The 15978-nt window shown below is 38.1% G+C and carries 14 protein-coding genes; 8 read left to right on the forward strand and 6 right to left on the reverse strand.

Annotated elements, in window-relative coordinates; translation table 11 throughout:
* Positions 1–47 precede the first annotated feature (47 nt).
* From SNE25_RS18580 to SNE25_RS18605, 6 genes are read left to right on the forward strand one after another with little or no spacing between them, the layout of a single operon-like run.
* The gene (locus SNE25_RS18580) at positions 48–1730 is read left to right on the forward strand and encodes a hypothetical protein (RefSeq protein WP_321560493.1); all 1683 of its coding nucleotides are present in this window, start codon (positions 48–50) and stop codon (positions 1728–1730) included.
* Complete coding sequence (locus SNE25_RS18585) at positions 1720–2688, forward strand: glycosyltransferase family 2 protein (protein WP_321560494.1); 969 nt, start codon at positions 1720–1722, stop codon at positions 2686–2688. The genes SNE25_RS18580 and SNE25_RS18585 overlap by 11 nt, the downstream gene beginning before the upstream one ends.
* Positions 2685–3758, forward strand: coding sequence for a glycosyltransferase family 4 protein (locus SNE25_RS18590; RefSeq protein ID WP_321560495.1), 1074 nt, complete (start codon positions 2685–2687; stop codon positions 3756–3758). The genes SNE25_RS18585 and SNE25_RS18590 overlap by 4 nt, the downstream gene beginning before the upstream one ends.
* 2 nt (positions 3759–3760) lie before the next feature.
* Positions 3761–4888 carry a DUF1972 domain-containing protein gene (locus tag SNE25_RS18595; protein ID WP_321560496.1) on the forward strand — a complete coding sequence of 376 codons (1128 nt, stop codon included), beginning with the start codon at positions 3761–3763 and terminating at the stop codon, positions 4886–4888.
* The gene (locus tag SNE25_RS18600; RefSeq protein ID WP_321560497.1) at positions 4866–6188 is read left to right on the forward strand and encodes an O-antigen ligase family protein; all 1323 of its coding nucleotides are present in this window, start codon (positions 4866–4868) and stop codon (positions 6186–6188) included. Before SNE25_RS18595 ends, SNE25_RS18600 begins: the two co-directional genes overlap by 23 nt.
* 28 nt (positions 6189–6216) lie before the next feature.
* Positions 6217–7137 (forward strand): hypothetical protein, encoded by a 921-nt coding sequence (locus tag SNE25_RS18605; RefSeq protein WP_321560498.1) that lies wholly within the window; start codon positions 6217–6219, stop codon positions 7135–7137.
* A 69-nt stretch (positions 7138–7206) separates the two neighbouring features.
* Here the strand turns inward: SNE25_RS18605 and SNE25_RS18610 are convergent, their stop codons facing one another.
* From SNE25_RS18610 to SNE25_RS18635, 6 genes are read right to left on the reverse strand one after another with little or no spacing between them, the layout of a single operon-like run.
* Positions 7207–8169 carry a hypothetical protein gene (locus tag SNE25_RS18610; protein WP_321560499.1) on the reverse strand — a complete coding sequence of 321 codons (963 nt, stop codon included), beginning with the start codon at positions 8167–8169 and terminating at the stop codon, positions 7207–7209.
* A 47-nt stretch (positions 8170–8216) separates the two neighbouring features.
* Positions 8217–9035 carry a class I SAM-dependent methyltransferase gene (locus SNE25_RS18615; RefSeq protein ID WP_321560500.1) on the reverse strand — a complete coding sequence of 273 codons (819 nt, stop codon included), beginning with the start codon at positions 9033–9035 and terminating at the stop codon, positions 8217–8219.
* Positions 9032–10504: a B12-binding domain-containing radical SAM protein gene (locus SNE25_RS18620; RefSeq protein ID WP_321560501.1), complete on the reverse strand. Its 1473-nt coding sequence runs from the start codon at positions 10502–10504 to the stop codon at positions 9032–9034. Before SNE25_RS18620 ends, SNE25_RS18615 begins: the two co-directional genes overlap by 4 nt.
* 3 nt (positions 10505–10507) lie before the next feature.
* Positions 10508–11557, reverse strand: a complete 1050-nt coding sequence (locus SNE25_RS18625) for a radical SAM protein (protein WP_321560502.1) — start codon at positions 11555–11557, stop codon at positions 10508–10510.
* 2 nt (positions 11558–11559) lie between these two features.
* Positions 11560–12303 (reverse strand): class I SAM-dependent methyltransferase, encoded by a 744-nt coding sequence (locus SNE25_RS18630; RefSeq protein WP_321560503.1) that lies wholly within the window; start codon positions 12301–12303, stop codon positions 11560–11562.
* Between the two features lie 12 nt (positions 12304–12315).
* Positions 12316–13818: a B12-binding domain-containing radical SAM protein gene (locus SNE25_RS18635; RefSeq protein ID WP_321560504.1), complete on the reverse strand. Its 1503-nt coding sequence runs from the start codon at positions 13816–13818 to the stop codon at positions 12316–12318.
* Positions 13819–14064: 246 nt separating this feature from the next.
* On the opposite strand from SNE25_RS18635, the gene SNE25_RS18640 reads away from it, so the two are divergent.
* On the forward strand, positions 14065–14805 hold the full coding sequence (locus tag SNE25_RS18640; RefSeq protein WP_321560505.1) for a class I SAM-dependent methyltransferase: 741 nt from the start codon (positions 14065–14067) through the stop codon (positions 14803–14805).
* The gene (locus tag SNE25_RS18645; protein ID WP_321560506.1) at positions 14806–15978 is read left to right on the forward strand and encodes an amidohydrolase family protein; all 1173 of its coding nucleotides are present in this window, start codon (positions 14806–14808) and stop codon (positions 15976–15978) included. It abuts the gene before it with no gap.

The raw sequence follows: 15978 nt of genomic DNA on the forward strand, positions 1-15978 counted from the left end.
AACCAATCGCATTTTCGGGTCGTAATGATTGTAAAGAACCCCCGAAAATGTTGACCAGGTCAGTGGCTTTTTATATTGATAAAATAAAGGGTAAGGTAGATTGGAAACTCCTTACCTTTTTGCTGCTGTTTTTAAATGTAAAGCTTATTGTAAAAATTCCGGTTATTATTCTTTTTAGTTTATGGCAGTTCAATTTTAAATTCGGTTTTAGTTTTAAAAACTCCCGGCTCCCTCTTTTTTATCCGCTTGTTATAATTATAGCCATTGCTAATTTTTTCATACTCAATAACTATCATGATAGTAATTATATCATACTATTATTAACAGGTATTGTTTTTTGGTTTATATGCATATTAGCAATTCACTACCTTAAATTGGTGGTCGATAATAATGATACAGCTATCATTCATCAAACCATACTTGCATTTTTTGTAATTAATGCCTTAATATCGGTTTTTACACTTGCTATCATAGTGCTAAAAACACATGCCATTAATCCCTATACTTATCAGGGACAGTATCAGAAATATTTTATAAGCACAGGCGATTACATAAAGGGTATTACTTTTGATACTTCCGTAACCAATGCCATACTTAACGCATTGGGTGTAATTTATTTCCTGACCAGGAAAAATGCCGTTATGCTTTTTGTATGTATGGTTACCATGTTGCTTACCGGCAGCAATTTTGTTAATGTTATTTTACTTTCAATCCTCTTATTGTTGTTTGTTTTTAAGACAGATCGCTACCAAAAAAGTCTTGTTGTGGTATGTGTGGCCTTTCTTGTGGTTTTTATGGCCAAAATATCTCCCCAAAATAATAAATATGTTACCGATACCCTGGCAACCTGGTTTCAAAAGAATAAAGATGCAGCTTCCGATTCCATTTCATTTCCGTTAGCAGTAACCACTGCTACCCTACCGGTTAATCTGAGGCCCGACAGTACTTTAAACCCTGAAGAACGCAAGCAAAAAACAGCTATACTGTATCTTGATAGTGTAGGCCGGCTTTTAGATATAATGCGCAAAAAGCAAGAGTTAAAACTCGATAAAAACGTATATCTGGCCGAAGGCGGACGTATTGCCATACAGGAGCCAGATATTAATGGCTACTTCTACCAAAGTAAGACGGAAACCCCGCCAGAGCAAATGCAACTGGTTGATTTTATCCGAATACATAAAGAGTCCCTTCCTATATCAGGAAATAATAATTATGTATCACCGCTGCCCGGAAAAGTTACAGGTTTCTTACAAACCATACATCTTTTCAGCAGACATTCCGAAAGAGCTATTATAGGTACCGGAATTGGTAATTTTTCTTCAAAACTGGCTTTTCGCGCCACCGGATTAAGTTTTGCCGGTGGTTATCCGAATAAATACATTTATATGGATCGTGATTTCCTGAGAAATCATCTTGATGTGTACCTCAATTTTTTTAGCAAAAGATCAGGATTTCACTCATTAGCCAATAGTCCATTTTCGGTGTATGATCAGTTACTCGCCGAATATGGCTTGTTAGGCCTTATGGCCCTTATTGTTTTTTACCTGGGATTTTTTGCAAAACATTATAAGAAGTTAACCTATGGTTTGCCCATTTTATTTTTACTAATGGCTGTTTTATTTACTGATTACTGGTTTGAGCAATTGTCAATAATGGTGTTTTTTGAACTGCTTTTGTTGCTCAATATTAAAGAGAATGAATTTATTAAACCCGTTGCACATGAATTTTGATACTCCTAAAATAACGGTTTTGATGCCTGCTTATAATGCAGGTAAGTATATAGGAGAAGCTATTGAATCAGTGCTGCGGCAAACTTTTACTGATTTTGAATTACTGGTTGTTAATGACGGCTCTACCGATAATACAACAGATGTGATCCAATCATTTAATGATTCCCGGATAGTGATGATATATCAGGATAATAAAGGAGTAGCGCAGGCACTTAATACCGGGCTAAAATACGCCCGCGCGCCATTTATTGCCCGGTTTGATGCGGATGACGTATGCCATGTAGAAAGATTGCAATGGCAATATGAGTTTATGATTAACAACCTTGATTATAGTATTATAGGTTCAGCTGCCGATTATATGGATATGGATGGCACTTACCTTTTTACATCAACGCCACCTGCCATTAGTAATGAAGACATTCAGCAATTGGAACATTCCGTATGCCCATTTATACACTCTACCGTATTTTATAAAAAAGATGTAGTATTAAAAGCCGGTGGTTATAATGAGCATGCTTATACTTATGAAGACCATTTTTTATGGGTAAACATCCTCAAGGACCAAAAAACCTGTAATTTTTTACAACCGCTTATCAAACTACGGTTAAATCCGGAGTCGATAACTATTGACGAGAAATGGCGCCCGCGCAGATTTCTGGAAATTAAATACACCACCTTAAAAAACCGGAGCATTACTTTGAACGAAGGTAATGAGCTTACGGAATTAGGTATCAAACAATATTCGCCTCAAATAAAAGAAGGGTCATATTATGCCTTATGTGCTAAAAAATTACTGATCAATAGCTATCATCCGCAAAAAGCACGCGTATATGTGACCCGGGCTATCAGCGTGTCTCCCCTTAGGCTGGATAATTATTTGTTATATACAGTTAGTTACCTGCCCGAAAAACTAATAGTCTGGTTACATAGAATAAGTTCAGGGAGGGTAACGCAATGATTAAAGTAGCTTTTATTACCCGGTCAACCATTTATAGTGTACCCGGTGGAGACACCGTACAGGCCGTACAAACAGCGCGTCATCTTAAGGAAATGGGTATAACCGCCGAGATAAAGTTGGCAAATGAAAATATTGCCTATCAAAACTATGATCTGTTGCATTTTTTCAACCTTACCCGCCCCGCTGATATCCTGTATCATAGTCAAAAGGCCGGAATACCATATGTTGTATCTACCATTTTGTGCAATTATGGCGAGTATGATAAATATCACCGCAAAGGCGCAGGGCGGCTTTTGCGTTATTTATCAACCGATACCATTGAATATCTTAAATCAATAGCCCGGTATTTGTTGGGGCGCGATAGCCTGGCCAGCCCGTCCTATGCCTGGCTTGGTCAACGTAAAAGTATAAAGAATATTCTGAGCCGGGCGGCTATCATATTACCCAATTCAGAATCTGAATACAAGCGAGTTACGCTAACTTATGAGCATAAGGTAAATCACCTGATAGTACCTAATGGCGCCGATCAAAACTTGTTTCAATATGATGATTCTATCAAAAAAGACGAAAGACTGGTTGTATGTGCTGCACGGATTGAGGGAATAAAAAACCAACTGAACTTGATACGCGCCCTTAACCATACCCCATATCGCTTATTGTTGATAGGTACACATGCACCTAATCAATTAGCTTATTATCAGGAGTGCCGCAGCATAGCGGCCGATAACGTAACTTTTATTGATCATATACCACAACATGAACTGGTAAAGTATTACCGGCAGGCTAAAGTGCACATACTACCCAGTTGGTTTGAAACTACGGGTCTCAGCTCTATTGAAGCGGCGCTTATGGGCTGCAATATTGTAACCAGTGATAAAGGCGATGTACGAGAGTACTTTGCTCATGATGCTTTTTATTGTGACCCCTCATCGCCTGAGAGCATACTTGCGGCAGTTGAAAAGGCAAGTATAGCTAAATACAACGAAAATTTAAGACACCGCATATTGAAAAAGTATACCTGGAAACAAGCTGCTACACAAACTTTAAAAGCCTACCAATCAGTATTATAACCATGAAACTACGCATAGCCATATTAGGAACCAGGGGCATACCAAACTATTACGGTGGATTTGAACATATATCAGAATACGTTTCGGCCGGTTTGGTAAAACGTGGGCACTCGGTAACCGTTTATAATTCGCATAATCATCCTTATACAGCCAATAGCTGGAATGGCGTAGAGATAAAACATTGTTATGATCCCGAATACCTGATAGGCACCGCCGGTCAGTTTGTATATGATATGAACTGCTTGCTCGACGCCCGCAAAAGCAAATATGATGTGGTTTTGATAATGGGCTACACCAGCAGTTCAGTATGGGGTAAGTTGTATCCTAAAAACAGCACCATTATTACCAATATGGATGGCATGGAGTGGAAAAGATCAAAGTACTCTAAACCTGTGCAGCGGTTTTTAAAGTATGCCGAAAAGCTGGCTGTACAATACAGTCAGTATTATGTTTCTGATTCGTTGGTTATAAAGTCATATCTGGCTGATAAATACCATATTAACAGTGCGTATATTCCGTATGGGGCCGATGTTTATTCGGAACAGGAACGTGAGCAATATGAATTTAAAGAAGCTTTAAAGGAAGATTACTTTTTGCTGATGGCACGCATGGAGCCCGAAAACAATATTGAAACTATTTTAGAAGGGTTTAACAAAAGTAACTCGAACAAAAAGTTTAAGGTTTTGGGCGATACAGGTAACCGCTTTGGCAAGTTTATTACCCACAAGTTTAAGAACGACAACCGCATAGAATTTAAAGGTGCCATTTTTGATACTCCTAAAGTACGTTCATTACAAAATAACTCTTACTTATATTTTCATGGACATAGTGTGGGTGGTACAAACCCCTCTTTGCTTGAGGCCATGGCCAGTGAGGCTTTGATAGCCGCGCATAATAACCCTTTTAATAAATCGGTACTTAATACAGATGCATTTTATTTTTCAAACGCTGTTGAAGTAAGACACCTTGTTGAGAACGTACAAAGAAAAGATCTCGAAAAAAACATGGTACTGAACAATCTTCATAAAATTCAATACCAGTTTAACTGGGAAAGTGTGATAAATCAGTATGAGGAATTTATTATAGAAACCCATAAACACTCAAATAATGAAAGAATTATTGCTCATTAATGATACTAAGGTTAATAAAATCAGTTATTACCATATACTATTGTTAATGGCAAGCTTGCCATTCGATCTTTTTTATAGTCATATTATACTTATAAGCTTTGCTCTTCACACTTTCATTCATTTAAAAAAGGAAAAACTCAGATCGTTGGTTTCTTTAAAAATGCTTGTTTTACCTTCAGTTTTATTTATAACTATAATTGCCACCATTTATACTATAAATATCCCTGCAGCATTTTCAGAGTGGACACTCCGGATTCCAATCTTGGTTTTCCCTATACTTTTTTCACTCAATGAACTCGATCTGAAAAAATACCGATCAAATCTTTTGCTTGCCTTTTCCCTTATTTGTACCGTTACGGTTTTTTTCCTGTTTTTCATTGTTCTAATTACCATAAAGTATTATCATCTGCCTTTAAAGGATATTTTTGCTGAAGGCTTTACCAACCATAATTTTTCAGGACCTATCAAGATACATGCTAGCTTTTTCTCCTTGCAGTTAGTTATAGCGCTGGTTAATTTATTGATTATCCTGATGAAAGGTGAAACATCACCCCTGCTAAAGAAATTGTATGTTTTGAGTTGTCTTATCCTGGTATGCGGTATTATTCAGCTTAGCTCAAAGTCAATACTGCTTATTTTATTTGCAGTGGTTAATATCGTACTCCCTTATTACCTGTTAAAGGGTAAAAAGTGGAGAAATTTTGTGCTAACCGGTTTTGCTATCTCATCCGTAATCATTGCAGGGGTTTTAAGTGTGCCCATTTTTCAGGAACGATTAGTAAAACTTTTCAGGGAAGACCTAACAACAAATAAGACAGTGCCCAGGAACTCCGATTCGCGGATAGAACGATGGCGTGTAGCTACAGAACGCATTAAAGAAAAACCTATTATAGGTTATGGATCGGGTTCAGAAATTGGCTTGTTAAAAGATGATTTCTATAACGCCAAACTATATAGTTCATTCCTGTACGGTTTAAATTCACACAATCAGTATATCAGTTTTGCATTAAAATCCGGGATTTGGGGATTGTTAATTTATTTACTAACGCTTATTTACGGTTTTAAAGAAGCCACAAAACAAAGAGATGTAATATTCATCAGCTTTATGCTGGTAATCGCTTTTATATCCGTAACTGAAAATGTACTTGATGTTGATAAAGGAGTAATGTTTTATAGTTTTTTCTTTTCCTTTTTTAGCTTTTCAAATATTGAAAATGAGCGGGTTATTACCAGACAGCCAAGCCCTGATGATTATTTGAGTACGCTGGCAACCAAGCCCTTACCCGTTACGTCATATTAGTATAAATCCATTTTAATCATTCAATACATTGGCAGAAATCAAAAAAAACATATTATCAACGCTGGCCTATTTCGATGTGTTCAACTATCCGCTTACGAGGGAAGAGATATGTTTATTTCTGCCTGTTAAGTATGAGTCCGTGCCGTTTGATGTGGCTATGGCCTGCCTGATAGGCAGCCGGCTGATATATCGTTTTGACAAGTTTTATACGTTGAAAAACGATCCGTACCTCATCTTACGCAGAAATGAAGGCAACCAAAAAGCCGCTGAAATGGTGAAAACAGCCAGAAAGGTAGGTGATATCCTGATCAAATTTCCTTATGTAAGAGGTATCGCTATTTCAGGCTCTCTATCAAAGAACTATGCCGATGATGAGTCGGACATCGATCTTTTCATTATTACGGCCCCTAATCGGCTCTGGATAGCCCGTACATTAATGCATTTCTTTAAAAAACTAACCTTCCTGGTTAACAAGGAGCATTACTTTTGCATGAATTACTATATAGATGAACAATCCCTGGAAATTGAGGAGAAAAACATCTACACAGCTACAGAGGTTGTTACTTTGATACCCATTCAGGGTGATATCACGTTTGCCGACTTTTTTACCGCCAATGCCTGGACACGTGGTTTTCTGCCCAATCATATTATGCGTGTATCAACTGCAAAATCATTACCTAAAATTATTTTAAAAGGCATGATAGAATGGTTATTAAATAATTTTTTAGGGGATATACTGGATAACCGCTTAATGAAGATTACCGCCAAACGCTGGGACAAGAAAACCCACGAAAAAAGACTTAATAATCATGGAATATTGCTGGCCATGGCCACCGGAAAGCATTATGCCAAACCCGATCCTGAGAACTTTCAGTTTAAATTGATAAGCCGTTACGAGGCAAAGGTGGCTCAGTTACTTGTTGAGAACCACCATAGTGTAGCTAATTAGTTAAAAAGGGAGTATTCTGCTTCAACATAATTTTCGACTCAGGTACTATTATTTGTTTACCCTTATTTATCATGGCCTGAGCTTTGCTTTTCCCTCAACGTGAATATTTATTAGGCTTGTGTGAGGCATATTTAACGTTTTTCCTGGAATTACCTGCAAATAATACTTAAGATAACTATTCATAACATCCTGTGATTCATGAATATAACTTTCCCTGAGTGACTCACCCAGAAAGGCAATTAAGGGTTCTCGATAATACATTTGCCCTTTCTCATCAACATATACAGAAAATGAATAATAAAAATTTGCGTATGCTTTATTGATAGTAATATTAAAGGTTGGATTAAAGTAATCATCAGAGGTATCGAAATTATTCAAGAGATTTCCTTCCGCTTTCCATTTTTCTACATTTACCGACGGACTCTTACTTATAAACGCAACCGGTTGTCTTGCCGCAAAAGCCTTTTTTAAGTCGCTGTTAGCTTTAGTTACTAATGATTTGATAAACAAACTGTCTTTTCGACTTGCATGCCTAAGTGTAATTATATCACTTCGAAGCACATTTTTCACATAATTATCAGCGTAAAAGGTCATATAAATCCCAGCGCCTCTAATATCGACACTATCATTTTGGGCTTTAAGCATTTCCAGCACGAGGCTGTCTTTACTCATCTTTTTTACTTTTAGCCAGGTTCTGGCGGTGTTAAAAACAGAATCATACCCCCGTGTTAGTGGAAAATTCAAAAAGCGTTTTTTACCGGGGCTATATATACTTACCGAATCATCTGAAACAAAATTTACTTTCCATTGAGGTTCTAACTGATAACCATACTCACTAAATGAAAGACCATTTTTTTGGCGACGATTTATCTCAGTGTAGCTAATCCCTTCTATTGATTTAAAAGAAATCAGATCTTTTTCGCCGTTATGCTTAACTATATTAGGATTTTCTTTACAGCCAATAATCATAATACAGTTAATAAATAAAAAGGTAAAGCTTAGTAGCTTGATTTGGTGGTTTATGGTTGGCATCCACCTAAGATAAACAATATTATTTCCGAAATATAAGTTCTTAACTATTATTTCTTTTCAAGCGAAATAATAAAATAGTCACCTATATATTTCCAGGGCCATTTGGTTTTCCATTTATCCTCTTTATCCTTTAGAAAGCTATATGCTTTTGGATGTTTCTCGGCAAAGCCCTCTATGTATGATGGTGGTACTATGGTACATAAACCTTCTAAACCGGATACGTTGAACGTCTTTTTTAACGTATTGATAATAAATGACGGATTGTAATAATAGCATTTAAAATAACTACCTTCTATATGAGCTATCCTGCCCTTGCTACTAAAAAACCGGCGGAAAGCAGTTTTGAATTTCCCCCTAAATAAAAGCAAGGTTTCCCACAAGCAAAATCCGGGTATAATAACCATTGTTACTTTACCTCCTGGTTTAAGTAATGCGTCAAATGACAGCAGTACCTTTTCCAGTTCACCGGTACAATTAAGACCGCCAAAGTTTGAAAATATATAATCAAAAGACCCTTTATTTTTTAACTGATCCAGTTGGGTAAAAGAACATATTTCAATGCTGATACGGTCGCGGTAAGGCTCTGATTTCTGCCTGAGTATTTGTTGCATACCCGTTGATATATCTGTGGCATGTACCCTGTGACCTTCCCTGGCAAAAAATATGGCGTCCTCGCCGGTGCCACTGTTTAACTCCAGTATGCTGCTGCCCGGTGCAAGGCGTTGCAAAACATGCTGCCTCACCCTGGCTCGTTTATAGTTGATGATGGTATTTTCCGAATAGATATCATCGAAAACTACCGATTGCCTGGTAAATGCCGCTGATGCATCCGCCTCATTATTATTTGCGATGATGATATCGGTCATGACACTTTTTCCAGTTTACTTAACTTAACCCCCTCAATAATAGTGGCCGGCGCATGGTATAAAACCGATACAGCCTTTCTGATACGTTTCAGATTTGGTTTGAACGGATTACACAACAATTCAACCAGGTTATATTTGGCCAAATGGGCATGATAGTTTTGATGCACATACTTATGCAACTGCTTATAATAAGCCGGGCTAAAGGTGTTACTAAACATCAGCGCCATTTCATCAGAATCGGTCCAGTTGGTTTTTTGTCGGAGATCGGCTTTTACCTTTTCATAAAATAATGTACCCGGCAGCGGATATGAAACCGAAATGCCTATTTCATGGGGTAAAAGATTATTGATCATTCTTATAGTAAACGCAATATCTTCCTTGGTTTCACTAGGGTAGCCAAACTGGATAAAAAAAGATGGTTTTATGCCACATTGCTTCATTAACCTGGTAGCTGTATATATCTGCTGTATGGTGATGCCTTTATCCATAGCATCCAGTATTTTTTGCGAACCGCTTTCGGCACCGATCCAAACATTATCACAACCCGAAGCGGCAAGCGCCTGCACCGTTTCCTTATCCAAAAGCAAGTCGGCCCTTGATTGTATCTTATATCTGAATTTGAGGTTCTCCTTTTCCACCAATTTTGCAAAATGCAGTACCCAACCAGGTTTTAAACCAAAAATATCATCGCAAAACCAAATATGGTCCATGTTAAAACACTCCTTTAACAATTTGAGCTCTGTAACTACATCTTCAGGACTGCGTGAATTATAGCGGTTACCGTATATGGGTTTAGCACACCAGTTACATTTAAAAGGACAACCTCGGGTAGTGCCTATATTTAACGAAAAATACCCCTTATGTTTTAACCAACATTCACGATATGGTGTGATATCAACCAGGTCCCATGCTGGTAGAGGTAAACTATCCAGATCTTTAAGTACCGGCCGTGCAAAGGTTTTAACAGGCTCACCGTTCTTGATATAAGCCAATCCCTGTATATTCGATACGTCTTCAGCCCCACTTTTTATGGCATTAACCAATTCCAGCAAGGTATGTTCTGCCTCACCTATGATCACAAAATCAGCACCTTCCTGTAAGTACTCCTTAAAACGATCGGTTGAATCAGAGCTTGATACTATCACCGTACAGCCTTGATCCTTTGCCAGCTTGCACATTTTAAATGCGGCTTCGCGCATGTTTGTGAGGCACATCTTGGTGAGATAGTTAAATCCATCATCATATATCACAAAGAAACCAGGTTTGATTTCATTTATGGTATCCATAACTTCATAAGGATTATGCCTGAACATGGTATCAAAAAGCGATACCTGGTATGCGTTCTGCCGCATTAATGAAGCTGCATATAATGTTCCCAGGGGCGGATATGGCTGTCCCTGTTCCCATTGCTTTGGGTCGAAACGCAGAAAATAAGAATGCGTAAAGAGTATATTATTTAGCTGTTCCATAGGTTAAACTAAATTAGTTAATGGTGACAGGTTGAGTGAACACACACATTTTACACAGGTTGGATTTGTTGATGTATCCAAAGATTTGCGAAATTCAATTGCTTCCTTACTATTTAAAATTTGATCAAGCGATGTATCTCTAATATTGCCCATAGTATCCATAAAAAAGCAGGGCCTTACAGCTCCGTCGGCCTCTACAACCGTTGATACCCATGGTGCATTACATTTTTTAAATGGGAATGCGTTCAGACCGTAAAACGCGGCATAATAATGATATATATCCCTGATCTTTTCACGGCTTTCCGCAATGAAGCCACAGTTAAATTCCTCGTCATAATTAATTAATAATGAGCTGATAATCTCATTTAATTCAGATAGTTCATGAGCAGGTATTAATATCTCATCCTGCTTAGGTTCGGTCCATGCTTGCTGACGGTTAAATGCATGACTGCTTACATCGGCCGGTAAAAAACTTACCTGGTCGAGCCCCATTTTTTTGGATTCGGCTATAATTGCCGGCCAGTTTCTATAATTAAGCCGGTGTATAACCGTACGCCCTGTAATGCGATATGCAGGATTTAATTTTTTAATGTGCTCTACCCCTTCCTTTAGCTTGCGGAACGCATTAGGTATGTTCCTGATAGCATCATGCAGTGCTTCATCGCCATCAAGAGAAACAATAAGATCATCAACCCATTTTAGCAATTGTTCCGCATTATTTTTGATAGATAAGCCGGTGGTGAGTAAAGTTACTTTAACTCCAATGGTTTTCAGTATCCGGCATAATCCAAAGAAATTGGTATTGAGCAAGGCTTCCCCTCCAGACATAAGCACCTGTTGGGTACCAAGCTGTTTGAGTGACGACAACAGGCCATTGATATCATTCTCGGTTAACTGTTTCAGGTTTTTATTATCCTTCCATATGTCACACATCACACAACGGCAATTACAGGCGCTATGCGGCATTAATATCACAATGGGCAATGCTGATATCTTATGCGTTTGCAATGTGCGGTAGCGCTTAAAAGTATGATATAATGACTGGTTTGCCATGGTTACGGTTTTAACATAATCCAATAAAAAACATCCTTTTTAATTAACCTGTTCCAAAAACCGTCTGGGTTAAATAATACCTTGTGTTTAAAAGTATACAACTTATTTAGTGTATGATGAAAATAATGGTTGGCCATCTCTGCAAAACCCATATCCGCATAATACTTTTTACACCTTGATACCGATACATCTACTTTGTCACTATTATAAAATGGTGTATCCAGCACATGTACTTTACCGCCTTCGTTTAATAATGAAAAGGCATCTCCAATGGTTGTTCGTACCGATGGGAAATATGATAAAGAGGCAGCGAATATGATCACATCAAACTTTGTATTGCTATTAAAAGCATCCTTATTAAACCCTTTATGAATAAATTGCAGGTTACTTTTTTTAAACACCCGGCGCGCCTGTTCAATCTCCATCCGGTTAGCATCAAGTCCAATAACGTAAGCATGTGGTATATCGGCAAGTTTTGCAGAAAGCCATCCATTGCCACAGCCAATTTCCAGAATATGAAGCGGCTTTTGTTTTGCTGCCAAATAAGTAATCAGCCTCTGGCTTGATCGTTTCCTCATTTTCCATTCCCGATAGTATAGATGTGGGGTGTTGATGTCGGGCAGTTGGGCAACTTGTTTATCGTTATAAGTCCGCCCTTCTCTTTCACGTATGGCAATATACATCTCCTCCAACGCTTCATCGGTGCTCACATTATCCCGGGCTATATCAATTGGATGTTCTTTCAAAATGCTTCGCTATTAAAATCCTTGAATTTCGGGCTGACGGTACTTCCAATACTTTTGCAGCAATTTTATTTCGTACGGATACTTATAAAGATTTGCTTTATAACGCAGGCTTGATAACAGTTTAATTGATTTACGTTTCAAGTCATTAAGTCTTATATCAGTAACGGTTGGATAAACGCCGTTTAACACGGTTTCAAAATTCCTTATCTTATCAATCATTTCAGGCTTAAGCCAGGGTGTAAGCGGGTTTTTACGCAGATCAAAGCTTTCCCAGGCCGGGCTCATCCAGTCTTCCAGTGTTTGCGGGTATTCAAACCCCTGCTCCAGAACCTGTTTATATAACTCTGAACCTTCTGTAGGTACAGGGGTATAAGTATAAAGTACAATCTCGGTACGAGGATTTACTGCTTTAATATTTTTAATAAAATTGATCTCAAAATCTATCTGCGCCTGCACTTTTTCAGGAGTTGGTGCAGGCGTGCCCAGCACAAACGAGTATTCTGGTATAATATCAAATTTCTTCAAGCGTTCGGCAAAGCCAATAATCTGTTTGCCCGTTTGTGTGCCGCCCTTATCCAGTTGCTCCAATATATCGTCGTTACCGCTTTCGGCGCCAAAAAAGATGATCTTACAACCAGCTCTGCGTATCTGTTCTAAGGAGGCATCGCTAAATTTATCCATAGTATCAATGCGCGCCATTCCCCACCATGTCATGTTTTCAGGTTCAATGAGTTTCGCGAACTCAACAGTTCGTTTTTCTGATACAAAAAAGTTGTTATCATGAAATTCGATAGCATCAGCACCCCATTTATCTTTAAGATATTTTACATCATTATAAACCGTTTTGGCCGATTTTGCCTTCCATCGAGCTTCGTAAATAGGAACTACCGCACAAAATGAGCAAGTAAACGGGCACCCGATACTGGAATGATAGGCCATGGTACGTTTTCCCAGATAGGTTTTACCCAGATATCTGTCAGTAATGGGATAAAACGTGTCTAACCTGTCATAAGGTAAAGGGGGTAACGAATCCTGATCAATTAGGTCTTCTTTAATGGTTTTGGTTATTTTACCATCGGCCTTATAGATCAGGTTTTTGATAAACTCATAAGGTTTATGATTCTCAAGCGCATCTATCAACTGGGGAAAAGCATGATCACCAGGGCCGTTGATTATAAAGTCAACAAAACCCGAGTTTAAAACCGCCTTGGGCTGGCTCGAAGGGAAATATCCTCCCCAAATCATGGTAGTATAAGGGTATTTAGCCTTAATTGCTTTTGACAACGGAATAGCCTGCCTTAGCTGCGGGCCTGGCATAACCGTAAAACCCAAATAACCAAATTCGCCTGTATCTAAATAACTTTCTATTTTTTTTAACGGATCGGCCTCACAATTACCATCAACAATTACCCACTCGTACTTGCCTTCAATAGAAGCCGCAATGTTTAATATGGAATTAGGAATACGGTGCTTTGCTATAGCACTCAATGGATTATACAGTAATACCTTATTCATACCTGTAGTATATATTAAGTTTCATAAGTTGTTTAATCTAAACCGGGTGTTCGTTTATAAACTTCTGAAATAATGAGCGATGGAGCCTTACATCCATCGCTCAAACAAAACCCAATCATAAAAAAATGTAAATCGTTCTCATTATATATTACGCTGCATAATTAATGGTGGTTGCCTGTGACAATAATAAAAAGCCCGGGCAACCTAAGCACCGACTTAAGCGTTATTGTTATAAAGACTAATAATATGTTAGCCACCATAAAAAATTACTTACAAAACAAGCTGTCTGCCCCGGCAATAACCGAAAAAAGTGTTGTAGAAGCTTATGACTTATGGTCGGCCGAATATGATATGCAGCCTGACAACCTGATGCTTCATCTTGATGGTAAATTATTTTCTAATCTTATTAGCCAGGTGGATGTTAAAGGCAAACAAGTGGCTGATATAGGCTGCGGTACAGGCAGGCATTGGCCTTTAATATTTAGTAAAGAACCAGCTGACTTAACAGGTTTTGATGTATCTGGCGGGATGCTGGAAAAATTGAAACAAAAATATCCGGCAGCGCACACCAGGCTTATTACAAACAATTTATATTCTGATATTTCTGATTCGGCGTACGATATAATTATATCTACTCTTACCGTTGCCCATATTGAGGATATTGAGGAGGCTATGCAAGCCTGGAGCCGTTTGCTAAAGAGTGGCGGCGAAATTATTATTACCGATTTTCATCCGCATACGCTGGCATTTGGTGGTAAAAGAACATTTAAATATAACAACGCTGTAATGGCTGTGCGTAATTATGTACACCCTATTTATACCATTAAAGAGATATTGCTTAAAAATAACTTTCTTTTATTGAAGCAGGAAGAAGTGAAAATAGATGAAAGCATGAAACCTTTTTATGCCAAACAAAACGCTATGCATGTTTATGAAAAATACAAAGACTTTCCGGTAATATACGGCATTCATTTAAAAAAAGAATAAATGATACTCCATAGGGTAAAGATGGCAGATACCGGGCAGTTGGTGAACGTGCGGATAAGTGATGGCAAAATTGATAAAATAACTCTTACCGCTATTACTGATACCTCAAACATTCTGCAGCTTCATTTTGACGGTGCCATTATTTTTCCCGGGTTAATCAATTCGCATGACCATCTTGATTTTAATCTGTTTCCGCAGTTAGGCAACCGTACTTATAAAAACTATACGGAATGGGGAGTTTATATCCACAAACATTATAAACAGGAAATTACGGTTGTATTGAAAGTTCCGGAGCGCCTTCGTTTACTTTGGGGCATTTATAAAAATCTCCTTTGTGGGGTTACAACCGTGGTAAATCATGGTAAACGTTTAGCTATTAGCAATCCACTTGTAACTGTATATGAGGACACACAAGACCTGCATTCAGCGGCATTTGAAAAGGCGTGGAAACTGAAAATGAATAATCCGCTTAAAAAGAAATTACCAGTAGTGATACATACCGGTGAAGGGACTGACGAGGCCGCTGTAAAGGAAATTGACCAATTAATATACTGGAATAAACTTCACAGAAATTTAGTAGGGATACATGCTGTTGCTATGACCGAAAAACAGTCGGCCTATTTTAACGGAATTGTTTGGTGCCCCGAATCAAATTACTTTTTATTAAATAAAACAGCGCCCATATCACAGTTAAAGCTGCACACCTCTATTCTATTTGGTACCGACTCTACACTTACCAGTAACTGGAACATTTGGGATCATATAACCATGGCGCGCAAAACAGGGTTATTAAACGATAATGAATTATACAGGTCATTAAATGCAAACGCGGCAAAGGTATGGAACCTTAACACAGGCGAACTAACAACGGGTAAAAATGCCGATATTGTTATAGCCGGGGAAAAACCCGGGGTTACGAATCTGGATGCTTTTTATAAAATTGCACCTGTTGATTTGTTACTGGTTGTTCATAAGGGTAATATCCGCTTGTTTGACCAGGGGTTATTAACCCAATTGGCACATTATTTAAAAGGTCGACACTTTAGTTTGATCAAAATAGATGATGCTTTTAAGTATATTGAAGGAAATGTAGACGAGTTGATTGAGCTGATCAAATCTTATCTGCCTGACTTTATTTTTCCAATAGAAGTTATTGACCATCAAATACTCTAA

Source organism: Mucilaginibacter sabulilitoris, from assembly GCF_034262375.1.
GTDB classification, from domain to species: Bacteria; Bacteroidota; Bacteroidia; order Sphingobacteriales; family Sphingobacteriaceae; genus Mucilaginibacter; species Mucilaginibacter sabulilitoris.